Genomic DNA, 26,284 nt, shown 5'->3' on the forward strand with positions numbered 1-26,284 from the left:
GTGCGTGCCGTCGAACCTCCCCCGTCGCGCTGACCTTGTACAGCCTTCCTTAGGGTGAAGGGGTGCGCATCGCGACCTGGAACGTCAACTCCCTCCGCTCCCGCATCGACCGGGTGGAGGCCTTCGTGCAGCGGCACGAGATCGACGTCCTGGCGCTCCAGGAGACCAAGGCGCGCGAGGACCAGCTGCCGCTGATGGGGCTGCAGGCGCTGGGCTACGACATCGCGGTGGCCGGCCTCAACCAGTGGAACGGCGTCGCGATCCTCTCGCGCGTCGGGCTGGAGGACGTCGAGACCGGCTTCGCCGGCCAGCCGCCGTACGGCGACCCTGCCGCACCGGAGTCGCGGGCCATCGGCGCCACCTGCGGCGGGGTGCGCGTCTGGTCGCTCTACGTCCCCAACGGCCGCAAGCCCGACGACCCGCACTACGTCTACAAGCTCGACTGGCTGGCCCGGCTCCGCGACACGGCGAGCGGCTGGCTGGACGGGCAGACCGCGCTGGTCGGTGACTGGAACATCTGTCCCACCGACGACGACGTCTTCGACCCCGCGCAGTTCCGCAAGTCGACCCACGTCACGCCGCCGGAGCGGGCTGCGTTCCAGGCGTTCCTCGACGACGGCTGGGCCGAGACCACCCGCGCCCACGCGCCGGGCTACACCTACTGGGACTACTACCGGCAGCGCTTCGAGCGCGACCGCGGTCTCAAGATCGACTTCGTCCTCGCCTCGCCGACCCTCGCGTCACGGGTGAGCGGTGCGTTCATCGACCGCGACGAGCGCGACCCGGCGCAGGGCACCGGCTCGCCGTCCGACCACGCGCCGGTGGTCGTCGACCTCGACTGAGGCCCGCCTCGGCGGCGTCACATCACGCCGGCCGAGGGAGCCGGGGTCGGCTGCGGCGTCCTGCGGACGGCGTACGACATGAGCGCGGCGACGGCGCACAGCCCGGCCGCTGCGTAGAACGCCGGGTCGTAGCCGCCCGTGACGTCGCGCACGACACCGGCGCCGGTCGCCGCGACTGCCGCGCCGACCTGGTGGCTGGCGAACACCCAGCCGAAGACGATCGGCCCGGTGGCGGCGCCGAAGTGCTCACGGCAGAGCGCGACCGTCGGCGGCACCGTCGCGACCCAGTCGAGGCCGTAGACGATGATGAAGACCCACATGCTCGGCTGCACGTGCGGCGACATCAGCGCCGGCAGCGTCATCAGCCCGACGCCGCGCAGGGCGTAGTAGCCGACGAGCAGCATCCTCGGGTCGACCTTGTCGGTGAGCCAGCCCGACGCGATCGTGCCCACCACGTCGAAGATCCCGACGACGGCGAGCAGGGACGCCGCGGTGGTGGCGGGCATCCCGTGGTCGTGCGCGGCCGGCACGAAGTGCGTCGCGATGAGGCCGTTGGTGGTCATCCCGCAGATCGCGAACCCGCCGGAGAGCAGCCAGAAGGTACGGCTGCGAGCGGCGTCCTTGAGCACCGACAGGGCGCGCCCGGCGCTCGAGCCCACCTGCTGGTGGGGCGGCGGGCCGGGGTCGGCGTCGGTGGCGCCGAGGGCGCGCAGGCCCAGGTCGGCGGGGTGGTTGCGCAGGAAGAGCAGCACCAGCGGGACGACGGCGAGGGCGGCCCCGGCGGCCAGCAGCGCCGCGGTGCGCCAGCCGTGCTCGGTCGCCAGCCAGGCGACCACCGGCAGGAAGATCAGCTGGCCGGTGGCGTTGCCGGCGGTGAGGATGCCGCTCACCAGTCCGCGACGCGCCACGAACCAGCGACTGGTGATGGTCGCGACGAAGGCCATCGACATCGACCCGGTGCCGATGCCGACGAGCAGCCCCCAGCACAGGATGAGCTGCCACGGCTCCGTCATGAAGACGGTGAGGCCGCTGCCCACGGCGACCATGACGAGCGCGAAGGTCACCACCGGCCGCACGCCGAAGCGGTCCATCAGGGCCGCGGCGAAGGGCGACATCAGCCCGAAGAGCATGAGGTTGAGGGAGACCGCCGAGCCGATGAGGCCGCGGGACCAGCCGAACTCGTCGTGCAGCGGCTCGACCAGCACGCCCGGCACCGAGCGGAACGCGGCGGCGCCGACCAGGGTCACGAACGCGACCGAGGCCACGATCCAGGCCCAGTGGACGGGCTGCGGTCGGGCGAGGGTGGCCTCGGGCCCGCGTGGGCTCGGCGGGGTCGTCATCGTCACGGGCACCAGTCTCGGGCCTTTGCTCCACGGCTCACGAGTGGCCGACATGCCAACATGTGAAAGAATCCGGCCATGCCGCCCCCTCCTCCGCCGCACCGCGTCGTCGTCCTGGCCATCGCACCGGTGATCGGCTATGACCTGACGATCCCGCCGCAGGTGTTCTGCGAGGCGGTGGACGACGACGGCCACCCGCTCTACGACATCCAGGTCGTGAGCGTGGACGGCGCGCCCGTGGCCTCGTCCCGCGGCTACGCGATCGTCCCCTCCGCCGGCGCCGAGGCCCTCGCGACCGCGCAGACGGTGGTCATCCCCGGCACCCAGGTCACCGGTCCCCGGCGCGACGGCACCCTCCCCGACGACCTGCGCGCGGCACTGGCATCGGTGCCGGACGACGCCCGCTGGGTGTCGATCTGCACCGGCGCGTTCGTCCTGGCCGCGGCCGGGATCCTCGACGGGCACCGTGCCACGACCCACTGGAAGTACGCCGACGACTTCCGCCGGCTCTACCCCGCCGCGGCCCTCGACGAGGACGTCCTCTTCACCGACGACGGGCGGGTGCTCACGTCGGCGGGGCTCAGCGCGGGCCTCGACCTGTGCCTGCACGTCGTCCGCACCGACCACGGCACCGCCGTCGCCAATGCCGTCGCGCGGCACCTGGTGGTGCCGCCCTGGCGCGACGGCGGCCAGGCGCAGTACATCGAGCGCCACGTCCCCAGCCGCGCCGACGAGACGACCGGCGACGTACGCGCCTGGGCGCAGGCGCACCTCGACCAGCAGCTCGACGTCACCACGCTCGCGCGGCAGGCAGCGATGAGCCTGCGCACCTTCACCCGGCGGTTCCGCGCCGAGACCGGCCTCTCCCCCGGCGCGTGGGTCACCCAGCAGCGGATCCGGCACGCGCAGCACCTGCTCGAGGCCACCGACCTCACGGTGGACCAGGTGGCGACGCAAGCCGGGATGGGCACGGCGGCGTCGCTGCGCCAGCACCTCCGCGCCAGCGTCGGCGTCTCGCCCTCGGCCTACCGGCGTACGTTCCGGGGCGCTCCCGTCGTCCCTCCTCTCGGCGCTCCTCTCGTCACTCCCCTCGCGACGACGGACGCCTGAGGTCCCATCCACTGTCGGTCCACGCGGTCATGCTGGGGCCATGGACACCTTCCCCCTGCTGCTGACCCTGGCGCTGGTCCTCGCCCTCGGCCTGGCGCTCGGCGCCCTGATCGGCGTGCTGTGGTCGCGGAGCCGCCCGCGCGACGACACCGCGCTCGCGGCGCTCGAGCAGCGCGTCGCCGAGCACGCCGTCGTGCAGGACGGCCTCGACCGCCTCCAGGACCAGCTGAGCGACCTCGCCCACGACCGGGTCGCGTGGCAGGCCCAGCTGCACCAGCAGGTGGCCGACATGCGCCGGTCCACCGACACGCTCCGACAGGAGACCAGCACGCTCGCCACCGCGCTGCGCAAGCCGCAGGTGCGCGGCCAGTGGGGCGAGCTCCACCTGCGCCGCACGGTCGAGCTCGCCGGGCTCGTCGACCACTGCGACTTCACCGAGCAGGTGCGCCTCGACGACGGCCGGCTGCGCCCCGACCTGGTGGTCACGCTCGCGGGTGGGCGCACGATCGCGGTCGACGCCAAGGCCCCGCTCGCCGCCTTCCTCGACCTCTCCGGCACCGACGACCCGGCCGAGCACGACCGGGCGCTGGCCCGGCTCGGCGAGCACGTTCGCAAGCACGTCGCCGACCTCGGGTCGCGTCGCTACTGGGAGGCGCTGCCCGCGACGCCCGAGTTCGTGGTGCTCTTCCTGCCGGGCGAGGCGATCCTCCAGGCCGCGCTCCAGGCGGTGCCCGACCTCGTCGAGCAGGCCGCGTCCCGCAACGTCGTCCTCGCGACGCCGTCCACGATGATCGCGCTGCTCCGCACGGTGGCCCAGGGCTGGCAGCACGAGGTCCTCAACGAGCAGGCCCAGGCCGTCCAGCGGCTCGGACAGGAGCTGCACGCGCGGCTCGGCTCGATGGCCGGCCACCTCGACCGGGTGGGCCGCTCGCTCAACGCCAGCGTCGTCGCCTACAACCAGGCGATGGGGTCGCTCGAGGGCCGGGTGCTCGTCTCCGCTCGCCGCTTCGCCGAGCTCGGGGTGACGTCGGAGCCGCTGGCCGCGCCCCGCCAGGTGGAGACCGTGCCGCGCTCGCCGGGCGCACCGGAGCTCGCCGTCCTCGACGACGTCGCGCCCGCCGCAGGGGACCCGACGCTCGACGACCTGCTCGCCGACGAGCTGGCCGACCAGGCGCGACCCCCGGCGCGCCGCGCCGAGGGCGCCTGAGATCGGTCCTAGGTTGGACGCCGTGACACGGGCCGACGCGTGGTGGCAGGTCGGGCGCGAGCCGGGCCGCTCGGTCGTCGCGCTCGGCGTCGCGGTCACCCTGACCGCGGTGAGCATCGACGTGCTGCTCGCCGGGCGGCTGACGATCTTCTTCGACCTGTGCTTCGTGGCGCTGTGCCTGGGCCTCGCGGCGCTGGTGCGCCGCAAGGACTTCTACATGGTGGCCGTCCTGCCGCCGCTGCTGATGACCACCGTCTTCGCCTTCGTCGCGACGGTGGCCCGCGACGCGGTCGCCGACCCCCGCGACGGCCTGCTGCAGGCGATCGTCTCCGGCGTCGCCACCCACGGCATCGCGCTCTTCGTGGGCTACGCCCTGTGCCTCGGCTGGCTCGCCTGGCGGCTGCACCGGGAGGGCGAGGCCGACATCGCGACCGAGCTCAGCCGCGAGCTCGGCCAGACCGGCTGACCGGGCGGTTCCTGCCCGTCCCAGCCGCCGACCGGGCGGTTCCTGCCCGTCCCGGCCCCCGACCGGGCGGTTCCTGCCCGTCCCAGCCGCCGACCGGGCGGTTCCTGCCCGTCCCAGCCGCCGACCGGGCGGTTCCTGCCCGTCCCGGCCCCCGACCGGGCACGAAGTGCCCGGTCGGCGCGCAGGACGGGCACGAAGTGCCCGGTCACGTGTAGTTCAGGACTCGAAGCGCTCGACGTCGCCCGCGCCGCGGCGTACGACGACCGGCTCCGCCTCGGACCAGTCGATCACCGACGTGGGCTCGGCCGTGACCTCGCCGGACTCGACCACGACGTCGACGACGTGGTCAAGGTCCTCCTTGATCTCCCAGCCCATGGTCCGCGCCTCGGTCTCGCCGGGCAGGATCAGCGTGCTGGTGAGGATCGGCTCGCCCAGCTCCTCGAGCAGCGCGCACACGAGGGCGTGGTCGGGGATCCGGACGCCGACGGTGCGCTTCTTGGGGTGCATCAGCCGCTTCGGCACCTCGCCGGTGGCGGGGAGGATGAAGGTGTAGGGGCCTGGGGTCGCGGCCTTGATCGCCCGGAACGCCGAGTTGTCGACGTGCACGAACTGCCCGAGCTGGGCGAAGTCCTTGCACATCAGCGTGAAGTGGTGGCGGTCGTCGAGCTCGCGGATGCGCAGGATCCGGTCGCGACCCTCGCGGTTGCCGAGCTGCGCGCCGAGGGCGTACCCCGAGTCGGTGGGGTAGGCGATCAGCTCGTCGTTGCGCAGCGCCTGGACGACCTGGCCGACCAGCCGCGGCTGGGGGTTGTCCGGGTGGATGTCGAGGTAGCGGGCCACGTCGGGAGCCGTCCCTCAGGCCTTCTGGGCCGCGCGCAGGTCGCGGCGCAGCTCGGGCGGCAGGGCGAAGATGAGCGACTCCTCGGCGGAGTGCACCGCGCGGGCGTCGGGGTAGCCGCGCTCGGACAGGTAGGCCAGCACGCCCTCGACGAGGTCCTCGGGCACCGAGGCGCCGGACGTCACCGACACGGTCTCGACGCCGTCGAGCCACGCCTCGTCGATCTCGGTGTGGTCGTCGACGAGGTACGACGCCTTGGCGCCGGACTCGAGCGCCACCTCGACGAGCCGCACGGAGTTCGACGAGTTGCGCGAGCCGACCACGATCACGAGGTCCGCGCCGGCGGAGATCTCCTTGATGGCCAGCTGGCGGTTCTGGGTGGCGTAGCAGATGTCGTCGCTCGGCGGGTCGAGCAGCAGCGGGAACTTCTCGCGGATCGCGGCCACCGTCTCGAGCGTCTCGTCGACGCTGAGCGTGGTCTGCGAGAGCCAGGCGACCTTCGCGGGGTCGCGCACGACGATGCCCGCGACGTCGGCCGGGCTCTCGACGAGCTGGATGTGGTCGGGCGCCTCGCCCGCGGTGCCCTCGACCTCCTCGTGGCCGGCGTGCCCGATGAGGAGGATGTCGTAGTCGTCGCCCGCGAAGCGCTTCGCCTCGTGGTGGACCTTGGTGACGAGCGGGCACGTCGCGTCGATGGTCTTGAGCCCGCGGTCGGCGGCCTGGGCGTGGACGGCTGGCGAGACGCCGTGCGCGGAGAACACCACCGTCCTGCCCTCGGGCACCTCGTCGAGCTCCTCGACGAAGATGGCCCCGCGCGCCTCGAGGTCGGCCACGACGTGCTTGTTGTGCACGATCTGCTTGCGGACGTAGACCGGCGAGCCGTAGAGGTCGAGCGCCTTCTCCACCGTGATGACGGCCCGGTCGACCCCGGCGCAGTAGCCGCGGGGGGCCGCGAGGAGGACGCTCCTGGCGCTCTCGGGGTCGAGCACCGGGGGCAGGCCGAGGTCGGTCGTCATGGGTCCGAGTCTACGGCCCGGCCGGGTGGCGTCGGACCGCTCGCCTATCCTCGCCGCGTGCCCTCCCTCCGCGACGCCACGGTCGAGTCCCCGGCGCCGGTCCGCGCCGTGGCCAACGCCGTTTCGCAGTGGATCGACAAGCTCGGCGGCGTGTGGGTCGAGGGCCAGATCGCGCAGGTCAATCGCCGCCCCGGGGTCAACACCGTCTTCATGACCCTGCGCGACACCGTCGCGGACATCTCGGTGACCCTCACCTGCGCCCGCTCGCTCTTCGACTCGATGAACCCTCCCCTCGTCGAGGGGGCCAGCGTCGTGGTGCACGCGCGGCCCAGCTTCTACGCCAACCGGGGCTCCTTCTCGCTGGCCGCCCGCGAGATCCGGATGGTCGGGCTCGGCGAGCTGCTCGCCCGCCTCGAGCGGCGCCGCCAGCTGCTCGCCGCGGAGGGCCTGTTCGCGCCGGAGCTCAAGCGTGACCTGCCGTTCCTGCCGGGCCGCGTCGGCCTCGTCACGGCCCCCAACAGCGCCGCCGAGCGCGACGTCCTGGAGAACGCGCGCCGCCGCTGGCCGGCCGTGCAGTTCGAGGTGGCCTACGCCGCCATGCAGGGGCAGCGCTCGGCCGCCGAGGTGATGGAGGCGCTCGACCGGCTCGAGCGCAACCCCGACGTCGACGTCATCGTGGTCGCCCGCGGAGGCGGCTCCATCGAGGACCTGCTGCCCTTCTCCGACGAGGCCCTCGTCCGAGCGGTCCACGGCCTGCGCACCCCCGTGGTCTCGGCGATCGGCCACGAGCCCGACCAGCCGCTGCTCGACCTCGTCGCCGACGTACGCGCCTCGACCCCCACCGATGCCGCCAAGCTGGTCGTGCCCGACATGGCCGAGGAGGTCCAGGGCGTGACGTGGGCGCGCGACCGGCTCCGGCAGGTGATCACCCAGCGCATCGCCCGCGAGCAGGAGTGGCTCGTGACGCTCCGCTCCCGCCCGGCGATGGCCGATCCGCGCAACCTGCTCTCCGTCCGCTCCGACGAGGTCGACGAGCTGCTGGCGCGCGCCCGTCGTACGCTCTCGCACCGGCTCGACCGCGCCGCCGACGACATCGGCCACCAGCGCGCGAGGGCCCAGGCACTCTCCCCCCTGGCCACCCTCCAGCGGGGCTACGCCGTGCTGCAGGACGCCGACGGGCACGTCGTGACCTCGGTCGGCCAGACCGCCGCCGGCGCCGCCGTCTCGGTGCGGGTCGCCGACGGCCGCATCCACGCCACCACCGACCGCATCGACACAGCCACGCTGATGGAGGACCCCGATGAGTGACGCCCCGAGCTACGAAGAGGCCCGCGAGGAGCTCATCGAGGTGGTCCGCACCCTCGAGGCGGGCGGCACGACCCTCGAGGAGTCGCTCGCCCTGTGGGAGCGCGGCGAGGCGCTGGCCACGCTGTGCCAGGAGTGGCTCGACGGCGCCCGCAAGCGGCTCGACGGGGCGATCGGCACCGAGCCGGACGACTGATCGGCCGGGATGCGCCCTACTGCGTGAGCAGCCCGACGAACGCCTCGACGTCCTCGACCGGCGCCGAGCCGTAGACCAGCAGCGACTCGTCGCCGAGCTCGGTCGAGAAGCCGTGGTCGCCGCCCTCGTCGGTCCAGGTCTGCCAGCTGTCGGTGATCTCGGACTCGATCTCGGCGTCCTCGCCGGCCTCCGCCTTCTCGTCGACGTACTCCTCGACGAGCTCGTCGACCGAGGCGTCGCGCTGCCGGATGCCGACGAAGTCGCCCTCGTCGGTCAGCACGCCGAGCCCCCAGCGCGGGTCGTCGCCCGCCTCGAGCTCCACGCTCGTCGCGATCCAGCCCGCCGGCAGCTCGCGGGGGTGCACGACCTCGAGGCCGGCCTGCTGCGCGACCTCCACGCTGTCCTGCCAGTCCACGGGCTCCGGGCTGTCGTCGGACTCGGCGCGGAAGATCCCGCGCCAGGCGACGAACGCGAGGACGAACACCACCGTGACGATCAGGGCGCCGATCATGCCGCTGAAGGAGCGGGTGTACCGGCTCGGCTGCTCACTCACTCCACCATCCTCCCAGCCGCCCGATAGTCCGTATCAATCGGCTGGTGACCCGGCCCCGTGGAGCAGCCGATCAACACGGACCACCCGGGTGGAGCGGTGGCAGACGGAACCGCAGGTGCGGAGACAACAAGGCAAGAAGATCCGCAGGTGCGGCATACTGCCACCGTGATCACCTACCGACTCGCGGAGGCGGCCGAGATCCTGGCCGTGAGCGACGACACCGTACGCCGCTGGGTGGACGCCGGCCGGCTGCCCTCGCGCCGCACCGACGGGCGTACGACCGTGTCCGGCGCTGACCTCGCCGAGCTCGCCGAGCACCTGGCCGAGTCCGCGGAGGTGACCGAGCGCGACCGCACCCGCGCGAGCACGGTCAGCGCCCGCAACCGGATGAGCGGGATCGTCACCCGGGTCAAGCGCGACCCGGTTATGGCGCAGGTGGAGATGATCTGCGGCCCCTACCGCGTGGTCTCGCTGATGAGCACCGACGCCGCGGACGAGCTCGGGCTCGAGCCCGGGGTCCGCGCCATCGCCAGCGTGAAGTCCACCAACGTCGTCGTCGAGGTCCCGCAGTGAGGCGCGTCCTGACCGCCCTGTCGCTGGTCGCCCTGCTCCCCCTCACCGCCTGCGGCGGCGGGGACGACGACACCACGCTGACCGTGCTGGCCGCGGCCAGCCTCACCGGGACGTTCACCGAGCTGGCCGCCACCTTCGAGGAGGCCCACCCCGGCGTCGAGGTGGAGCTGGTGTTCGGCTCGTCCACCACGCTCGCCGAGCAGGCCGTCGACGGCGCGCCCGGCGACGTGCTGGCCACGGCCGACGAGGCGTCCATGACGGTCGCCGAGGACGGGGGCGTGCTGGCCGGAGGTCCCGAGGCGTTCGCGAGCAACCGGCTCGCGCTCGTCGCACCGGCCGACAACCCGGCCGGCATCGAGTCCCTCACCGACCTCGACGACTCAGGCGTCGACTACGTCCGCTGCGCCGAGACGGCCCCGTGCGGGTCCAGCGCCGTCGCCCTGCTCGACGACGCCGGCATCGAGTCCGCACCCGCCAGCGAGGAGGTCGACGTCAAGGCCGTGCTCGCCCGCGTGACGCAGGGCGAGGCCGACGCCGGTCTTGTCTACCGCACGGACTCGCGGGCGGCCGGCGACGCGGTGCGCGAGGTGGCGACGGACGACCTTGACGACTACGGCCCCGCCTACGCCAACAACTACTACGTCGCCGCCGTCGACGGGAGCGACGACGGGAGCGACGACGCGACCGCCGACCTGGCCGCCGACTTCGTCGCCCTCGTCACCGGCGCCGAGGCCGCCGAGGTCCTCGGCGAGGCCGGCTTCGGCGGGATCGTGCGCGAGTGACCGGCCCCCGTCTGGGCCGGGCGCCGGCGGTCCTGCTCGTCCCCGCCGCAGCAGGAGTGGCCCTCCTCGTCGTCCCCCTCGTCACCCTCGTCCTCGACACCCCGTGGCGCACCCTGCCCGACCACCTGGGCTCCCAGGTCGTCCGGCAGGCGCTGACCATCACCGCCCTCAGCAGCCTGCTGACGGTCCTCGCCTGCGTCGCGGTCGGTACGCCCCTGGCCTGGCTGCTCGCGCGCGTCGACTTCCGCGGCCGGCGGGTCGTCCGCGCCCTCGTGCTGGTCCCCCTCGTGCTACCGCCCGTCGTCGCGGGCGTCGCGCTGGTGACGGCCCTGGGCCGGAGCGGCCTCGTCGGCCAGCACTTGCCGTTCACCATCCCCTACACGACGGCGGGCGTGGTCCTGGCCCACACCTTCGTCTCCCTGCCGTTCTACGTGCTCGCCGTGGAGGGTGCGCTGCGCACGCACGGGTCGTCGTACGACGTCGTGGCCGCGACGCTCGGCGCCGACCGGTGGACGACCTTCCGCCGGGTCACGCTCCCGCTCGCGCTGCCGGGCGTCCTCGCGGGCAGCGCCCTGGCCTGGGCGCGGAGCCTGGGCGAGTTCGGCGCCACGATCACCTTCGCCGGCAACTACCCCGGCACCACCCAGACGATGCCGAGCCTCATCTACGTCGCGCTCAACTCCGACCCCACCGTCGCGCGCAGCCTCAGCCTCATCCTGCTCGCCCTGTCCGTCGCGGTGCTGGTGCTGCTCCGCGAGCGCTGGGCGGTCGGGCGATGATGCGCGTCGAGGTGGACCTGCCCGGTCGGGTGCAGGCCGCGGTCGGCGCCGAGGCGGGCGAGGTGGTCGTCGTGATCGGGCCCAACGGCGCCGGCAAGTCGACGCTGCTGCGCGCGGTCGCCGGGCTCGAGCCCGGCCGGGTCCGGGTGGGCGGGGAGGAGTGGACCGACCTCGACGTGCCACGCCGCCGGGTGGGCTACGTCTTCCAGGACCAGAGCCTGTTCCCCCACCTGTCGGCCCTCGACAACGTCGCGTTCGGTCCCCGCGCCCGCGGCCGCGACCGGCGCGCGGCCGAGGCCACCGCGCGCGACTGGCTCGAGCGGTTCGGCATCGCCGACCTGGCCGACCGACGCCCGCGCGAGCTGTCCGGCGGCCAGGCGCAGCGCGTCGCCATCGCCCGCGCGCTGGCCACCGATCCCGAGGTCCTCCTGCTCGACGAGCCGTTCACCGGCCTCGACGTCTCCGTGCAGATGGCCCTCCGCATCGAGCTGGGGCAGCACCTGCGCGACTTCGCGGGCGTCGCGCTCCTGGTCACCCACGACGCGATCGACGCGCTGACCCTGGCCGACCGCGTGCTCGTCCTCGACGCGGGTCGCGTCGCCCAGGAGGGACCTCCCGCCGAGGTGGCGGCCGAGCCGCGCACCGCCCACGTCGCCCGCCTCGTCGGTCTCAACCTCGTCGCCGACGGCGACGACCTCATCGCGTTCACGCCCGACACCGTGGTGGTCTCCCTCCACGAGCCGGAGGGGTCGTCGCGGCTGCGCTGGCGCGGGACGATCGGCACGCTCGCGCCGCACGGCGACGCCGTACGCCTGCTGGTGCACGCCTCCCCCGACCTGCTCGCCGACCTCACGCCGGCGGCCGCCACCGAGCTCGCGCTGGTGCCGGGCCGGGAGGTGTGGCTCTCCGTCAAGGCGACGGCCGTGAGCCGCTACGGAGCACGTGCTCGGGCGGCACCCCGCGATCGCTAGCATGCGAGCCATGAGCGACAGCGCCCCCAAGCCCGAACGCAACCTCGCCCTCGAGCTCGTGCGGGTCACGGAGGCCGCCGCGATGGCGGCCGGGCGCTGGGTGGGTCGCGGCGACAAGAACGACGCGGACGGCGTCGCGGTCAACGCGATGCGGGTGATGATCTCCACCGTCGAGATGCGCGGCACCGTCGTCATCGGCGAGGGCGAGAAGGACAACGCCCCCATGCTCTACAACGGCGAGGAGGTGGGCGACGGCACCGGCGCGGAGTGCGACGTCGCGGTCGACCCGATCGACGGCACCACCCTGACCGCCAAGGGCATGAGCAACGCCATCTCGGTGCTCGCGGTGGCGCCCCGCGGCTCGATGTACGACCCCAGCGCGGTGTTCTACATGGAGAAGCTCGTCACCGGCCCCGAGGCCGCCGACGTCGTCGACATCCGCCTGCCGGTGAAGGAGAACATCGCCCGCGTCGCCAAGGCGAAGAACCTCTCGCCCCACGACGTGACCGTGGTGCTGCTCGACCGGCCGCGCCACGCGCAGCTCGTGGAGGAGATCCGCGAGACCGGCGCCCGCATCAAGTACATCACCGACGGCGACGTGGCCGGCGCGATCATGGCGGCTCGTCCCGACACCGGCGTCGACCTGCTGCTCGGCATCGGCGGGACGCCCGAGGGCATCATCGCCGCCTGCGCGATGAAGTGCCTCGGCGGCACGATCCAGGGCCGGCTGTGGCCGCAGGACGACGACGAGCGGCAGCGCGCGCTCGACGCCGGCCACGACCTCGACCCCGACGTCGTGCTCGGCACCGACGACCTCGTCACCGGCGACGACGCCTTCTTCGTGGCCACCGGCATCACCGACGGCGAGCTCATGCGGGGCGTGCGCTACCGCGGCGACGGCGTCACGACGCACTCCCTCGTCATGCGCTCGCGCAGCGGCACCGTGCGCTCGATCACCGCCGACCACCGCCTGTCGAAGCTACGCGCTCTGTCCCCGATCGACTTCGACAGCTGACAGCGGCGCCGCCGGGCGCAGGGCCGCCGAGACGGCGGTGATCACCGCCGGGTCGAAGCCCATCCCCAGGTGGGAGGAGCGCACCTCCACCGCGCGGGCGGCGGGGTCGACGCACGCGCGCCAGTCCACGATGCCGTCGCGGCGGGAGAAGATCGCGGTGAAGTCGACGTCGTCGGCCAGCGGCGCGCGCGCCCGGTCGAAGCTCTGCTGGGCGCAGAGGCCCGCCACGCAGTCCTCGGCCATCAGGTTGCGCAGGCCCGCGCGCTGGAGCCGGACGAGGAGGTCGACGCTGCGGGCGAGCGAGGCGTGGTGTGCTCCCGGTGCGAGCACCGGGCTGCCGAGGGTCACGATGCCGGCCACCAGGTCGGGCCGCCGAGCGGCCACCCCTCGCGCCAGCATCCCGCCGAGGCTGTGGCCGACGACCCGCACCCGCGCCCCGCGCCGCTGGGCGATCTCCTCGAGGCGCTCCTCGAGCTGCGCGGCGGCCGCGATCGTGCAGCCCACATTGGCCCGGATGTCCGCCCGGTAGGTGCGGAAGCCCTCGCGGCGCAGCGTCCGGCTCATCGCCGACAGCGATGCGTCCCCGGCGAGGAAGCCCGGCACCAGCAGCACCGGCTCGGCGGACCGCACCGGACCCGAGCCGCAGGGCGTACGACGTCGCGACCCGCGCGAGCCCATCGCGTGCACGGCGTAGCGGCCGACCTCGGTGACGACCGACCCCTCCCGCAGCACGGCGGCGACCGAGGGCTGTGCGAAGCCCTCGGGCGTGAGGAACGCCGCCACTGTGCGCCTGGTCACACCGTCGAACCTAGCCGAGCGCCCCACCGGGTCGTGGGACCTGCGCCACGAGGGTGCTGGGGCGAGCCCCGATCGTGTTCACTGGAGCCATGTCCTCCGCACGTCCCCCCCGCAATGGCCCGCCCGTGGCCTCCGAGGAGCTCTACGCGCCGATCGGCAACGAGGTCGAGCTCTGCTACCAGACCTTCGGTGATCCCGACGACGAGCCGCTGCTCCTCGTGATGGGTCTCAGCGGGCCGATGACCTGGTGGGACCAGGTCTTCTGCGAGCAGCTGGCCGACGCCGGCTTCCACGTGGTGCGCTACGACAACCGCGACACCGGCCGGTCCTCGCGGATCGCGGCACCGGTGCGCCACGACCAGCTGCTGCGCGCCTTCGCCACCGGGCGCGCCCAGACGCCGTACTCGATGTCCGACCTCGCCGTGGACGCGGTGTCCCTGCTCGACCACCTCGGCATCGAGTCCGCGCACCTCGTCGGGGTGTCGATGGGCGGCATGATCGCGCAGACCGTGGCCATCGAGCACCCCTCGCGCGTGCGGTCGCTGACGAGCATCAGCTCGACCACCGGACGCCGCACCGTCGGGTGGCAGCACCCCTCCCTGCTCCCCCGGCTGATCGCCCCGCGCAGGCCGGGCCGGGACGCCTACGTCGAGAGCAGCATCGCGATGTGGGCGGTCATCGGCTCGGTCGGCTACCCGACCGAGGACGAGGCGCTGCGCTCGCGCGCGCTCGAGACGTTCGACCGCGGCGTCAGCACCAGCGGCGTGCTGCGCCAGATGCTGGCGATCCTCACCCAGCCGGACCGCACCCAGCGGCTGCGCAGCCTCCGGGTGCCCGCGCTCGTCCTGCACGGTACGGCCGACAAGATGGTGCACGTCAGCGGTGGCCGCGCGACCGCGGCCGCCATCCCCGGCGCCGAGCTCGTGCTGGTGGACGGCATGGGCCACGACCTGCCCCCGGGCCTTTTCGAGACCTTCGTCGAGGCGATCCGCCGCACGGCCGACCGCGCCTGAGGACCGCCCGGCCGTGGTACGCGCGGCGGGACGTCAGCCCTCGACGGCGTGCGCTCCCGGTGCCGCGGAGGCGGTGAAGAGCTCGGGCTCGCCGAAGCCGGCGTCGGAGAAGGCGCCCCGCACCGCGTCGCCCGCGGCGTCCACCTCGCCCTCGGCCACCAGCGCGATGACGCACCCGCCGAACCCGCCGCCGGTCATCCGCGCGCCGAGCGCGCCCGCACCGAGCAGCGCCTCGACGGCGGTGTCCACCTCGGGGACGGTGATCCGGAAGTCGTCGCGCATCGAGGCGTGCGAGGCGGACAGGACCGGCCCGAGGTCCGCGAGCCGTCCGTCGCGCAGCAGGTCGACCGCCTCCAGCACCCGGGCGTCCTCGGTGACGACGTGGCGGACGTAGCGCCGCAGCTCGTCGTCGTCCAGGCGGGCGAGCGCCGCGTCGAGGTCGTCGGCGCCGACGTCGCGCAGGGCCGGGACGTCCAGCTGCCGGGCCGCCTCCTCGCAGCCGCGGCGCCGGGCGGCGTACTCACCGTCGGCGTGCCGGTGCGGAGCACGGGTGTCGGCCACCAGCAGCGCCAGCCCCGAGGCGCCCGGGTCGAACGGGACCGACTGGGAGGTGAGGTCGCGCATGTCGCAGAAGAGGGCGTGGCCCTCCTCGCCGCGCAGGCTGGCCAGCTGGTCCATCCCGCCCGTCGGCGCGCCCACGGCGTCGTTCTCGACGCGCCGGCTCAGTGCGAGCAGGCCGGCCGGTCCGAGGTCGAGGCCGAGCCGCTCGTCGAGCGCGCACACGACCGAGCAGACCAGGGCGGCCGAGGAGGACAGCCCGGCGCCCGAAGGGACGTCGGAGTCGACCTCGATCCGCAGCGGCGGGACCTCCACCCCGTCGTCGTGCAGCAGCCACAGCGCGCCGAGGACGTACGTCGCCCAGTCGGGGGTGTCGTCGCGACCGCTCAGCCCTGACCGCCGGACCCTCACCTCGCCCGGCTCCTGCACCGACACGACGGACCAGCCGTCGGTCGCCGGGGACAGCGTCGTGGCACATCCCATCGGCAGCGCCATCGGCAGCACGAACCCGTCGTTGTAGTCGGTGTGCTCGCCGATGAGGTTGATCCGTCCGGGCGCGAACCAGCTCGTCACGTCGGGCCTTTCTGGTGGTGTGTTCGATGGGGTGACCTGCTGTTGCCAAACCCTAGTCGCAGCCGATAGACCAGTGACCCGAGTCACAAGGAGGAGTGCGCAATGGCAGCACGATCATCGACCCGACAGCGGGGTCGCCCACGCGGGAAGCGGATCGCCGGCTCGGTGGCCACGCTGGCGCTCGCCAGCAGCCTGCTGGCCGCCTGCGGCGGCGACGGCGGCAAGCCGACGCTCAACTGGTACGTCAACCCCGACGGCGTCGACACCTTCAAGACCTACGCCGAGGAGTGCAGCACCGACCAGTACGACATCGCGGTGCAGCAGCTGCCGTCCAGCGCGACCGACCAGCGCACCCAGCTGGCCCGGCGCCTCGCGGCCGAGGACTCCTCCACCGACCTCATGAACCTCGACCCGGTGTTCGTCGCCGAGTTCGCCAACGCCGGATGGCTGCAGAAGATCCCCGACGAGCTCGCCACCGAGATCACCGACGGCGGCGACTACCTCCAGGGCGCCGTCGACACGGTCACGTGGGACGACGGCGTCTACGCCATCCCGCTGTGGGCCAACACCCAGGTCCTCTGGTATCGCAAGTCCCTCGCCGAGGCGGCCGGGCTCGACATGAGCCAGCCCGTCACGTGGGAACAGGTCATCGAGGCCGCCTCGTCGCAGGGCGGCACGGTCGGTGTCCAGGCCAACCGCTACGAGGCCTACGTCGTGTGGATCAACGCGATGATGCAGGGTGCCGGCGGCGCGATCGTCACCGACACCGAGGCCGGCCGCGACGCCAAGGTCGAGCTCGACAGCGACGCCGGTCGCGAGGCTGCGTCCATCATCCAGAAGCTCGCCGACAGCGAGGCGGCGCAGGCCGACCTCACCGTCTCCAACGAGGGCACCAGCCTCGGTCAGATGTTCCCCGAGGACGGCCCCGGCGAGTTCATGGTCAACTGGACGTTCGTCTACGCCAACTACAAGGGTCTGATCGGTGCCCCCGGCGGCCCCGCCGACGAGCAGGAGTTCGAGGACCTCGGCTGGGCGCGCTACCCCGCCACCGTCGAGGGCGAGGCGTCCAAGCCGCCGATCGGTGGGATCGACATCGGGCTGGGCGCCTACTCCGAGCACCCCGAGTGGGCGCTGGAGGCCGGCCAGTGCATCACCTCCACCGACGCGCAGGTCGACCTGGCCGTCAACGACGGCCTGATGCCGTCGACCAACTCGGCCTACGACGAGGTCGCGGCGAGCGGCGAGTTCCCCGAGGACCTCCTCGACCTCTACCGCACCAGCGTCGACGAGGGCGGGCCGCGGCCCAAGAGCCCGTTCTACAGCCAGATCTCCAGCGCCGTGCAGTCGGTCTGGCACTCCCCGACGTCGGTGACGCCGGACTCGACCCCGCAGGAGTCGGCCGACTTCCTGACCGAGGTCCTCGCCGGAAGGAGCCTGCTGTGACGCACACGACCGTGGCGCCCGACGACAAGCGAGACGTGCGTCGCGCCAACAAGGTCGCCGCGAGCGACCGTTCGAAGGCCGAGAACCGCCTCGGCATGAGGCTGGTCGCCCCGGCGATCTTCCTCATGCTGCTGGTGACGGCGTTCCCCATGCTGCGGGCGCTCTACCTGAGCGTCTTCAACTACAGCCTGACCGCCCCGGACGACCGGGAGTTCGTCGGGCTCTCCAACTACTGGACCGCGCTGACCGACTCGCTGTTTTGGGAGACCACCCTCAACACCGTCTTCATCATGGTGGTGACCGTGGCGGTGGAGCTCGTCATCGGCTTCGCCTTCGCGATGGTGATGCACCGGGTGATCTTCGCCCGCGGCATCATCCGGACCTCGATCCTCATCCCCTACGGCATCATCACCGTGGTGTCGGGCTTCGCCTGGCAGTTCGCCTTCAGCAACAACAACGGCTTCGTCAACGAGTGGCTGCCCTTCGTCGAGGACGGGTTCAACTGGTTCGGCCAGTACGGCTCCGCGATGGCGGCGATCATGGTCTCCGAGATCTGGAAGACCACGCCGTTCATGTCGCTGCTGCTGCTGGCGGGCCTCGCGCAGGTGTCCGAGGACATGCTCGAGGCGGCGAAGGTCGACGGCGCGACGTGGTGGCAGCGGCTGTGGAAGGTGATCCTGCCCAACATGCGCTCGGCGATCATGGTGGCGGTGCTCTTCCGCGCGCTCGACGCCTACCGCATCTTCGACAACATCTACGTGATGACCGCCGGCGCCCAGGGCACCGAGTCCATCTCGTTCCTCACCTACCGGCAGGTCATCGAGCAGTTCCAGCTCGGCATCGGGTCAGCGCTGTCCGTGCTGCTGTTCCTCTCGGTGCTGCTCATCGCGTTCCTGATCGTCAAGATCTTCCGCGTCGACCTGGCCGCAGCGCGGCAGGAGGGCTGAGGCATGTCCACCAAGAACAAGATCGGCATCGTCATCGGGGCCGCACTCATCCTCGTGTGGTGCCTGCTCCCGGTCGCCTGGATCATCTCGCTCTCCTTCAAGAGCCAGGAGGCCATCACCAACGGAAGCCCGGGCTTCTTCCCCTCCGAGGGAGGCGGGGCGGGCTGGCAGAACTACCGCGACGTGCTGGCCGACGACCAGTTCCTGCGCTCGATCCTCAACTCGATCGGCATCTCGCTCATCGCGACGTTCCTCTCGGTCGTCATCGCCACGCTCGCGGCGTACGCCATCGCCCGCCTCGAGTTCACCGGCAAGAAGCTCGTGCTGACCCTGGCCCTGGTGATCGCGATGTTCCCGGTGGTGTCGCTCGTCGGACCGCTGTTCGACATGTGGCGCACGCTCGGCATCTACGACACGTGGCCGGGCCTGATCATCCCCTACATGTCCTTCACGCTCCCCCTCGCGATCTGGACGCTGTCGGCCTTCTTCCGCGAGATCCCCTGGGAGATGGAGCAGGCCGCGCAGGTGGACGGCGCCACGTCGTGGCAGGCGTTCCGCAAGGTGATCGTGCCGCTGGCGGCGCCGGGTGTCTTCACCGCGGCGATCCTGACCTTCTTCTTCGCGTGGAACGACTTCGTCTTCGGCATCTCGCTCACCTCGACGGAGCAGGCCCGGCCGATCCCGGCCGCGCTGTCGTTCTTCGTGGGGTCCGACCCGTTCAACCGGCCGGCGTCACTGCTGGCCGCAGGGGCCGTCGTCTCGACGATCCCGATCATCGTCATCGTCCTGCTGTTCCAGCGCAAGATCGTCGCCGGCCTCACCTCCGGCGCAGTGAAGGGGTGAAGCTGTCATGGCCGCCATCGAGATGAAGAACATCGTCAAGAAGTACGGCGACGGGTTCCCGGCCGTCAACGACATCAGCATCGACGTCGCGGACGGGGAGTTCCTGATCCTCGTGGGACCGTCGGGATGCGGGAAGTCGACGCTGCTGCGGATGATCGTCGGGCTGGAGGACATCACCGACGGCGACATGATGATCGGCGGCAAGCGGGTCAACGACCTCGCCCCGCGCGACCGCAACCTCGCCATGGTGTTCCAGAACTACGCGCTCTACCCCCACCTCACCGTCTACGAGAACATCGCGTTCCCGCTGCGCCTGGCCGGCGCCTCGGACTCCGAGGTCGACCAGAAGGTGCGCGAGGCGTCCAAGACGCTGGAGCTCGACGAGCACCTCGAGCGCAAGCCCGGCAACCTCTCGGGCGGGCAGCGCCAGCGCGTCGCCATGGGTCGCGCCATCGTCCGTGAGGCCGAGGCGTTCCTCTTCGACGAGCCGCTGTCCAACCTCGACGCCAAGCTCCGCGGGCAGATGCGCACCGAGATCTCGCGCCTGCAGAAGCGGCTCGGCATCACCACGGTCTACGTCACCCACGACCAGACCGAGGCGATGACGCTGGGCGACCGGGTCGCTGTGCTCAAGCGCGGCATCCTCCAGCAGCTCGCCACGCCGCGCGAGCTCTACGAGAACCCCGCCAACCTCTTCGTCGCCGGCTTCATCGGCTCCCCGCCGATGAACTTCCTGCCCGCCAAGGTCAACGGCGACATGGTCGAGCTGCCGTTCGGCACGGTCAGGATGCCGGCCGACAAGGCGCAGAAGGCCCAGGGCAAGGACCTGCTCATCGCGGGCATCCGGCCCGAGCACTTCGAGGACGCCAGCGTCGTCGACCCCGACAAGGTCACCGACGAGGCGACGTTCCGGGCCAAGGTCGACGTCGTGGAGTGGCTCGGCAACGAGGCCTACGCCTACGTCCCCTTCGAGGCGCCGCCGGAGGTGCAGAAGCAGCTCCAGCAGCTCGAGCGCGACCTCGACGGGGAGTCCCTGCGCACCCAGCTGGTGGTGTCCCTCGACGGCGCCAGCCGGATCAGCGAGGGCGACGAGGCCACCATCTGGGTCGACGCCCGCAAGATCCACCTGTTCGACCCGTCGACGGGCGACAACCTCACCATGGACTCGTCACGCGCCGGCACGGTGCCGGGCGGCAACACCATGGCGATGGCCGAGCAGGTCGGCGAGCAGCAGGACAGCGTCCAGCCCGGCTCGGACCAGGCGACGACCTGACCCGCGGGCCGTCACGACCCTGACGGCCCCCCTGATGTCCGGCCCCGCAGGTCGGCGTGGAACGAGGCCCCGGGAGCAGCTGCTCCCGGGGCCTCGCCTCGTGCGTGGGGTCCTCGTGCGGGACCTCGACCGGCCGTCAGGCCGAGAGCCGCTGGCCCGACTCGGTGTCGAACACGTGCACGTGCTCGGGGTCGGTCGTGACGAACAGCGTCTCGCCCTTCTGGGGGTCGTGGCGACCGCTCATCCGGATGATGATCGTCGAGGGCACGCCCTCCACGTCGCTGGTGCCGTAGACGTAGCTGTCCGCGCCGAGCTGCTCGACGACCGTCACCATGACGGGGAGACCGCCCTGGTCGGCCGTCACGATGCGCCAGTTCTCCGGACGTACGCCGACCGTGACCTTGCCGGCCATGGTGCGCTCCGCCGTGCGGTCGACGGGCACGGAGTAGCCACCGACCTTCACCGTCCCGTCCTCGGCGGCGACGCCCTCGAGGAGGTTCATCTGCGGGGAGCCGATGAAGCCGGCGACGAAGAGGTTGGCGGGCTTGTCGTAGAGCCGCAGCGGGGTGTCGACCTGCTGGAGGATGCCCAGCTTCATGACCGCGACCCGGTCGCCCATCGTCATCGCCTCGACCTGGTCGTGGGTGACGTAGACGGTCGTGATGCCGAGGTCCTGCTGGAGGCGCGCGATGTCGGTGCGGGTCTGCACGCGCATCTTGGCGTCGAGGTTGGACAGGGGCTCGTCCATGCAGAACACCTGGGGCTGACGCACGATCGCGCGACCCATCGCCACCCGCTGGCGCTGGCCGCCCGACAGGGCCTTCGGCTTGCGCTGGAGGAACTCGGTGAGCCCGAGCATCTCCGCCGCCTGCGCGACGCGCTTCTTGCGCTCGTCGGTCGAGACCTTGGCCATCTTGAGCGAGAACCCCATGTTCTCCTCCACGGACATGTGGGGGTAGAGCGCGTAGTTCTGGAAGACCATCGCGATGTCGCGGTCCTTCGGCGGGACGTTGGTGACGTCCCGGTCCCCGATGCGGATGCGACCCTCGTTGACCTCCTCGAGACCCGCGAGCATGCGCAGGGTCGTGGACTTGCCGCAGCCGGACGGGCCGACGAGGACCATGAACTCGCCGTCCTCGATCTCGAGGTCGATCCCCGGGACTGCTGGTTCATCGGCCCCGGGATACCACCGCTGGGCGCCTTCGAACGTCACTGATGCCATTGTTTTGCTCCTTCACCGGCAGGTACGTGCCGGACGATCCGTCGTGAAGTGACTGCGGTCACAGTAGCGGAGTCGCGGCTGGATGGCTCCCCCCGGAGCGCGCGGCCGGTGTGCGGTAGGTGTGCGGCCGGGGTGCGGCGGCGTACGGCTGGTGGGGTCAGTAGGTGCCGAGGTACTTGCGCGGCGTCCCCGGCGCGGGGAGCCGCTGCACGGTGACCGAGCCCATCAGGGCCATGCCGCGCACCCGCACCAGCGGGGAGTCGGCGCCCAGCTCGGCGGGCACCTTGTCCTTGGCCTGGCTGTACTCGCCCATGATCGGCGTCCCGTCGACCACCGCGTGCATGTGCGCCGGGATGATGATCTTCACCTCGCCCATGACGGCGCTGGCGTTGATGATCGTCTCGGCCCCCGACAGCTGGGCCTGCCGCAGGTCGATCACGACCGAGCCCATCATCGCGAAGGCGCTGTGGTGCTCGGGCACCGCCCAGACGCCCTGGCGCTTGGTCTCGCTCATGATGGCGAGCGACGAGTTGTGACCGACCGCGGGGAGTCCGGGAGGCGTACGACGCACCGGCGCGGTGGCCGGCGGCGTCACGGGCCCGGCGGCCTGCAGGTCGAGCGTGATCGGGACGAGCTCACCGTAGGTCTTGGCCTGCCAGGTCAGCTCGAGGCGCTCCTCGAGCTCGTCGAGGTCGATGCGCCCCTCCCCCGCGGCGTCACGCAGCACGTCGGCGACGCGCTGCCGGTCGGCGTCGGAGATGCGCATCTGCGACGGGTCGTGCGGGCGGTTCTCGATCTCCCCCATGGGGCCAGCCTAGCGATCTCGCGCGACCTGACCCGTGACAGTCGTCAGCCGGTGCCGCGGCCGGCGGGCCGGGCACGACGCGGAGGAGGCGCCGGACGGGACGGCGCGGGACGGACGGGCGCAGCGACGTGCTGCCAGTCCTTGGACGACACCCAGTAGCCGCCCCAGCCCCACCCGAGCCGTGCGAACGCCTCGACGGGCAGGTCCTCGACCCGGATCACGCCCGGGGGGACGGGGGCCGAGCTGCCGCGGTCGATGGCGGCGTAACGGCGGCCGGCCGGCGGCGCGATCGAGCCCGGCCGGACGTAGGGGTTCTGCACGGGGTTGAGGTCGATGGCCGCGCCGTAGGCGTGGTCGGACCAGCTCTGCTGCCCAGCGACCCGGCGGCAGTTGAAGCCGGAGGAGTTGTTGGCCGCCATGGAGCGGTCGTCGTCCCCGCCGTAGTCGTCGACCAGGCGCATCCGGGCGATCGGCCACCCCGCGTCGTAGAGGTCGCGGAAGACGCCCGTGACCCCTCGGGCGAACCGGCGGTGGACCACCATCTCGCCGGTGCGGGCGCGGCCGTCGAAGTCGCGGTGGGTCATCCTGAGGTAGCGCAGGTCGCGCAGCGGCACGGGGCAGCCGGGGCCGTGGCTGGTCCGCATCCGCCGGCGGAGGTCGGCGTCGATGCGCTGGATCGTGGAGGAGTACGCCGGGTCCTCGGCCTGCGCCTCGCCGCGGGTGGCCGCCAGGCCGGTGCACCTGCGTCGGTCCTGCCAAACCGCCACCGCCGCCGACCGGGCGGTCCCGGTGAGCGGGCGCGGCTTGCCGCCCGGGGCGATGCGGGCCGGCGCCCACGCGTCGCCCACCACGCCGTCGCGGTCCACCGTGAGGGTGAGCACGCCGGTGCCGGGCTGGCGGTCGTGGTACCAGAGGAAGTTGCCGAGGCCGTAGCCGACGTAGGTGTCGCCGGACCAGCCCGAGCCGCCCACGACGTGGGAGTGGCTGCCCACCACCACGTCGGCGCCCGCCTCCGCGAGGTTGCGGGCGAGCAGCCGCTGGCGCTGGCTCGGGCACGCCTGCTGCTCGAGGCCCCAGTGGAGGTAGACCACCACGACGTCGCCCGCGTCGGCGGCGGTCTCGACGGCGGCCAGCAGCGCGTCCGGCCGGGTCTCGCGGGCGGCGGCGAGACCGGGGGTGTCGGCGCCGGCCGCCCAGACCCGGCTCCGGCCCTCGCGGAACACCGCGTCGGCGGCCAGGAAGGCGACGTCGACGCCGTCCACGCTGACCCGGTGGGGCGTGAAGGCGTCGTCGAGGTCGCGCCCGGCGCCCACCATGGCGACACCCTTCGCGCGACCGGCGACCAGGGTGTCGGCGAGGCCGGCCTGGCCGTAGTCGCCCGCGTGGTTGTTGGCGACGCTCACCACGTCGACACCCGCGTCAGCGAGCACGTCGAGGGCCTGCGGCGACGTGCGGAAGTGGTAGCGGTTGCCCGGCGCCTCCAGCTCCTTGGGGTCGCGCGTCGGGTGGTCGGTGACCGGCGTCTCGAGGTTCACCATCGCCACGTCGGCGCGCTTGAACGCACGCGAGACCGGCCCCAGCGCACCCTGCCGAGGCAGGAGCCGCTGCAGCTGCGCCTCGAAGTGCACGTCCCCCGCGAAGGCCAGCGTGATCCGTGGCGAGGCCGGGGTCGCGACGGCGTCGTCCGCGAGCTCCTGGGGCGGGACCGGACCGGTCCGCGAGTCACCCGGCGGGCTCGACGAGCACGCCACCAGCGCGAGGGCTGCGACTGCCGCACCGCCCCACGCCCGTACGTCCATGCAGCGATTGTGCCTCGCACCACCCCACCGGGGGTCCGGCGTGCGTCAAAGGTCCGTCAAAGGTGGGTCGACGTGCGTCAGGCGGTCAGGTCCGACGGCTGCGCGGAGGCCAGCAGGCGGCTGACCGCGAGCGCGGCCTGGCGCCCCGCACGCGACGCGCCGACGGTGCTGGCAGAAGGTCCGTAGCCGACCAGCTGGACCCGCGGGTCGCGCACCGCCGTCGTGGCGCCCTGCACGTTGCCGGCCACCGGGACGAGGGCGATCCCGCCCGCGGGGCTGCGCAGGTCGAGCGGCGCGAGGTGGTCGACCGCAGGCCGGAAGCCGGTCGCCCACAGGATCGCGTCGACGGGCTCGAAGCGGCCGTCCGCCCACCTCACGCCCTCGGCCTCGATCCGCTCGAACATCGGCTGCCGGTCGTAGGCACCGAGCCGGGCCGCCTCCTGCTCCTGCGGGCGGAGCGCGAGACCGGTCACGCTGACCACGCTGGCCGGCGGCAGCCCGCGGCGTACGCGCTCCTCCACCGCGGTCACGGCGGCGAGCCCGGCCTCGGCGTCGAAGCCGTCGCGCCACACCGGCGGTCGCCGGGTCACCCACAGCGTCCCCGTCACCGGAGCCAGCTCGCCGAGGAGCTGCACGGCCGAGGCGCCCCCGCCCACGACGAGCACCCGCCTGCCGCGGAAGTGCTCGACTCCGGGGTAGTGCGCGGCGTGGACCTGCTCGCCGGCGAACGACGCGATGCCGGGGTAGTAGGGGACGAACGGGCGCGTCCAGGTGCCGGTGGCGTTGACGAGGGTGCGGGTGTGCCACGTCCGCCCGGGCGACCGGACCACCAGCAGGTCGCCCTCGCTGTCGACGCGCTCGACCCGCACCGGCCGCACCACCGGGAGGTGGTGCCACCGCTCGTAGTCCTCGAAGTAGTCGGGCACGACGACGTTCGCGGCGCGCTGCGAGCCGGTCGGCGCGGTCGAGCCGGGCAGGTCCGCCACCCCGTGCACGTCGGCCATGCTGAGCGAGGCCCACCGGTGCTGCCACGCGCCGCCCGCCTGGGGGTTGGCGTCGAGCACGACGTGGTCGATCCCCCGCTGGCGCAGGAAGTACGACGCCGCGAGCCCCGCCTGCCCGGCGCCGATCACGACCGAGTCGAGGACCGGCTCGTCCGGGGGCTGCGGCGTGCGCTGGCGTGCGTCCATGCCGGTCCAACGCCGCGCGGACGGCCCCTATGCCCGCGACCGGGGCCGTGGCAGCCTCGGGGCATGGACACCGCCACCCGCGCCACGACCCTGCTCGAGCTGCACCACACCGGCACCACGCTGGTGCTCCCCAACGTCTGGGACGCCTGGTCCGCCCGGTCCGTCGCCGACGCGGGGTTCACCGCGCTGAGCATCGGCAGCCACCCGCTCGCCGACTCCCGCGGCCAGGGCGACAACGAGGACATGTCGATCGACGACGCCCTCGACGGCGTACGCCGCATCTGCTCCGCCGTGCCCGACGTGCCCGTGACCGCCGACATGGAGGCCGGCTACGGCGCGGCACCGGCGGAGCTGGTCGAGCGCCTGCTGGAGGCCGGCGCGGTGGGGCTCAACATCGAGGACACCGTGCACTCCGAGGGCGGTCGGATGCGCTCGGTCGCCGAGCACGCCGACTACATCGGCGGGCTCCGCCAGGCGGCTGACGCGGCGGGCGTCGACCTCGTCGTCAACGCCCGCACCGACGTCTTCCTGAAGAAGGACCGGTTCGAGGACCCCGTCGGCGAGGCCGTCGCCCGCCTCCGCGGGTGCGAGGAGGCGGGCGCCCGCTGCGTCTACCCGGTCGGCGTGCCCGACGCGGCGACCCTCCAGGCGGTGCTGGACGCGGTCTCCGGTCCGGTCAACGTCATCGCCAACCCGCGCACCGGATCCGCCGCCGGGTCGCTGGAGGACCTCCAGGTGATGGGCGTGCACCGGGTGACGTTCGGTCCCAAGCTGATGCAGGAGCTCGCCCAGGACCTGGTCACGCTGGTCGCTCCCTGGCGCTGACG

General features: G+C 72.8%; 27 protein-coding genes. 17 read left to right on the top strand and 10 right to left on the bottom strand.

The window, feature by feature from the left end; translation table 11 throughout:
* Positions 1–62 precede the first annotated feature (62 nt).
* Positions 63–842, top strand: coding sequence for an exodeoxyribonuclease III (locus SHK17_RS16170; RefSeq protein WP_172265866.1), 780 nt, complete (start codon positions 63–65; stop codon positions 840–842).
* A 17-nt stretch (positions 843–859) separates the two neighbouring features.
* Here the strand turns inward: SHK17_RS16170 and SHK17_RS16175 are convergent, their stop codons facing one another.
* Entirely contained in the window at positions 860–2,182 is a 1,323-nt protein-coding gene (locus tag SHK17_RS16175) for an MFS transporter (protein WP_322922046.1), read from the bottom strand.
* Positions 2,183–2,260: 78 nt separating this feature from the next.
* Between SHK17_RS16175 and SHK17_RS16180 the strand changes: the two genes are divergently transcribed.
* From SHK17_RS16180 to SHK17_RS16190, 3 genes are read left to right on the top strand one after another with little or no spacing between them, the layout of a single operon-like run.
* Positions 2,261–3,292, top strand: coding sequence for a GlxA family transcriptional regulator (locus SHK17_RS16180; protein ID WP_322919960.1), 1,032 nt, complete (start codon positions 2,261–2,263; stop codon positions 3,290–3,292).
* 40 nt (positions 3,293–3,332) lie between these two features.
* Entirely contained in the window at positions 3,333–4,499 is a 1,167-nt protein-coding gene (locus tag SHK17_RS16185) for a DNA recombination protein RmuC (RefSeq protein ID WP_322919961.1), read from the top strand.
* Between the two features lie 22 nt (positions 4,500–4,521).
* On the top strand, positions 4,522–4,965 hold the full coding sequence (locus SHK17_RS16190; protein ID WP_322919962.1) for a DUF6542 domain-containing protein: 444 nt from the start codon (positions 4,522–4,524) through the stop codon (positions 4,963–4,965).
* A 216-nt stretch (positions 4,966–5,181) separates the two neighbouring features.
* On the opposite strand, the gene SHK17_RS16195 is transcribed toward SHK17_RS16190, so the two are convergent.
* Positions 5,182–5,805 (bottom strand): L-threonylcarbamoyladenylate synthase, encoded by a 624-nt coding sequence (locus tag SHK17_RS16195; protein WP_322919963.1) that lies wholly within the window; start codon positions 5,803–5,805, stop codon positions 5,182–5,184.
* Positions 5,806–5,820: 15 nt separating this feature from the next.
* Entirely contained in the window at positions 5,821–6,819 is a 999-nt protein-coding gene (locus SHK17_RS16200) for a 4-hydroxy-3-methylbut-2-enyl diphosphate reductase (protein ID WP_322919964.1), read from the bottom strand.
* Between the two features lie 57 nt (positions 6,820–6,876).
* Here SHK17_RS16200 and xseA point away from each other — a divergent pair, with 57 nt between their 5' ends.
* Entirely contained in the window at positions 6,877–8,127 is a 1,251-nt protein-coding gene (xseA, locus tag SHK17_RS16205) for an exodeoxyribonuclease VII large subunit (protein ID WP_322919965.1), read from the top strand.
* Positions 8,120–8,320 (top strand): exodeoxyribonuclease VII small subunit, encoded by a 201-nt coding sequence (locus SHK17_RS16210; RefSeq protein ID WP_172265887.1) that lies wholly within the window; start codon positions 8,120–8,122, stop codon positions 8,318–8,320. Before xseA ends, SHK17_RS16210 begins: the two co-directional genes overlap by 8 nt.
* Before the next feature lie 16 nt (positions 8,321–8,336).
* Here the strand turns inward: SHK17_RS16210 and SHK17_RS16215 are convergent, their stop codons facing one another.
* A complete protein-coding gene (locus SHK17_RS16215; protein ID WP_322919966.1) occupies positions 8,337–8,873 on the bottom strand; it encodes a DUF4245 domain-containing protein in 537 nt (178 codons plus the stop codon).
* 165 nt (positions 8,874–9,038) lie between these two features.
* On the opposite strand from SHK17_RS16215, the gene SHK17_RS16220 reads away from it, so the two are divergent.
* The 5 genes from SHK17_RS16220 to glpX are packed head-to-tail and all read left to right on the top strand — an operon-like array spanning position 9,039 to position 12,993.
* Positions 9,039–9,446, top strand: a complete 408-nt coding sequence (locus SHK17_RS16220; protein WP_322919967.1) for a TOBE domain-containing protein — start codon at positions 9,039–9,041, stop codon at positions 9,444–9,446.
* Complete coding sequence (gene modA, locus SHK17_RS16225; protein WP_322919969.1) at positions 9,443–10,228, top strand: molybdate ABC transporter substrate-binding protein; 786 nt, start codon at positions 9,443–9,445, stop codon at positions 10,226–10,228. Before SHK17_RS16220 ends, modA begins: the two co-directional genes overlap by 4 nt.
* On the top strand, positions 10,225–11,007 hold the full coding sequence (modB, locus tag SHK17_RS16230; protein WP_322919970.1) for a molybdate ABC transporter permease subunit: 783 nt from the start codon (positions 10,225–10,227) through the stop codon (positions 11,005–11,007). The genes modA and modB overlap by 4 nt, the downstream gene beginning before the upstream one ends.
* A complete protein-coding gene (locus tag SHK17_RS21180; RefSeq protein ID WP_405030381.1) occupies positions 11,004–11,978 on the top strand; it encodes an ABC transporter ATP-binding protein in 975 nt (324 codons plus the stop codon). The genes modB and SHK17_RS21180 overlap by 4 nt, the downstream gene beginning before the upstream one ends.
* Position 11,979: 1 nt before the next feature.
* Positions 11,980–12,993, top strand: a complete 1,014-nt coding sequence (gene glpX / locus SHK17_RS16245) for a class II fructose-bisphosphatase (RefSeq protein ID WP_449867024.1) — start codon at positions 11,980–11,982, stop codon at positions 12,991–12,993.
* Here the strand turns inward: glpX and SHK17_RS16250 are convergent.
* Complete coding sequence (locus SHK17_RS16250) at positions 12,958–13,791, bottom strand: alpha/beta fold hydrolase (RefSeq protein ID WP_322919972.1); 834 nt, start codon at positions 13,789–13,791, stop codon at positions 12,958–12,960. The two genes, glpX and SHK17_RS16250, sit on opposite strands and share 36 nt — an antisense overlap.
* Positions 13,792–13,916: 125 nt before the next feature.
* On the opposite strand from SHK17_RS16250, the gene SHK17_RS16255 reads away from it, so the two are divergent.
* The gene (locus tag SHK17_RS16255; RefSeq protein ID WP_322919973.1) at positions 13,917–14,804 is read left to right on the top strand and encodes an alpha/beta fold hydrolase; all 888 of its coding nucleotides are present in this window, start codon (positions 13,917–13,919) and stop codon (positions 14,802–14,804) included.
* 33 nt (positions 14,805–14,837) lie between these two features.
* On the opposite strand, the gene galK is transcribed toward SHK17_RS16255, so the two are convergent.
* Positions 14,838–15,935, bottom strand: a complete 1,098-nt coding sequence (gene galK / locus SHK17_RS16260; protein ID WP_322422963.1) for a galactokinase — start codon at positions 15,933–15,935, stop codon at positions 14,838–14,840.
* 102 nt (positions 15,936–16,037) lie between these two features.
* On the opposite strand from galK, the gene SHK17_RS16265 reads away from it, so the two are divergent.
* Genes SHK17_RS16265 through SHK17_RS16280 form a run of 4 tightly spaced genes read left to right on the top strand, consistent with a single transcriptional unit; the run spans position 16,038 to position 20,441 of the window.
* Positions 16,038–17,378: an extracellular solute-binding protein gene (locus SHK17_RS16265; protein WP_322919974.1), complete on the top strand. Its 1,341-nt coding sequence runs from the start codon at positions 16,038–16,040 to the stop codon at positions 17,376–17,378.
* On the top strand, positions 17,375–18,325 hold the full coding sequence (locus SHK17_RS16270) for a carbohydrate ABC transporter permease (protein ID WP_322919976.1): 951 nt from the start codon (positions 17,375–17,377) through the stop codon (positions 18,323–18,325). The genes SHK17_RS16265 and SHK17_RS16270 overlap by 4 nt, the downstream gene beginning before the upstream one ends.
* Positions 18,326–18,328: 3 nt before the next feature.
* Positions 18,329–19,168, top strand: a complete 840-nt coding sequence (locus SHK17_RS16275) for a carbohydrate ABC transporter permease (RefSeq protein ID WP_172265919.1) — start codon at positions 18,329–18,331, stop codon at positions 19,166–19,168.
* A gap of 7 nt (positions 19,169–19,175) precedes the next feature.
* Complete coding sequence (locus tag SHK17_RS16280; protein WP_172265922.1) at positions 19,176–20,441, top strand: ABC transporter ATP-binding protein; 1,266 nt, start codon at positions 19,176–19,178, stop codon at positions 20,439–20,441.
* A 136-nt stretch (positions 20,442–20,577) separates the two neighbouring features.
* Here SHK17_RS16280 and SHK17_RS16285 read toward each other — a convergent pair whose 3' ends face one another.
* From SHK17_RS16285 to SHK17_RS16300, 4 genes are all read right to left on the bottom strand, one after another.
* Positions 20,578–21,663 carry an ABC transporter ATP-binding protein gene (locus SHK17_RS16285; protein WP_172265925.1) on the bottom strand — a complete coding sequence of 362 codons (1,086 nt, stop codon included), beginning with the start codon at positions 21,661–21,663 and terminating at the stop codon, positions 20,578–20,580.
* Positions 21,664–21,820: 157 nt separating this feature from the next.
* Positions 21,821–22,468 (bottom strand): DUF1707 SHOCT-like domain-containing protein, encoded by a 648-nt coding sequence (locus tag SHK17_RS16290; protein ID WP_322919978.1) that lies wholly within the window; start codon positions 22,466–22,468, stop codon positions 21,821–21,823.
* Positions 22,469–22,512: 44 nt separating this feature from the next.
* Positions 22,513–24,267, bottom strand: a complete 1,755-nt coding sequence (locus SHK17_RS16295; RefSeq protein WP_322919979.1) for a CapA family protein — start codon at positions 24,265–24,267, stop codon at positions 22,513–22,515.
* Between the two features lie 77 nt (positions 24,268–24,344).
* Complete coding sequence (locus tag SHK17_RS16300) at positions 24,345–25,457, bottom strand: flavin-containing monooxygenase (protein ID WP_322919980.1); 1,113 nt, start codon at positions 25,455–25,457, stop codon at positions 24,345–24,347.
* A 63-nt stretch (positions 25,458–25,520) separates the two neighbouring features.
* Here SHK17_RS16300 and SHK17_RS16305 point away from each other — a divergent pair, with 63 nt between their 5' ends.
* The gene (locus SHK17_RS16305; protein WP_322919981.1) at positions 25,521–26,282 is read left to right on the top strand and encodes an isocitrate lyase/PEP mutase family protein; all 762 of its coding nucleotides are present in this window, start codon (positions 25,521–25,523) and stop codon (positions 26,280–26,282) included.
* Positions 26,283–26,284 lie beyond the last annotated feature (2 nt).

It is taken from the genome of Nocardioides renjunii, from assembly GCF_034661175.1.
GTDB lineage: Bacteria > Actinomycetota > Actinomycetes > Propionibacteriales > Nocardioidaceae > Nocardioides > Nocardioides renjunii.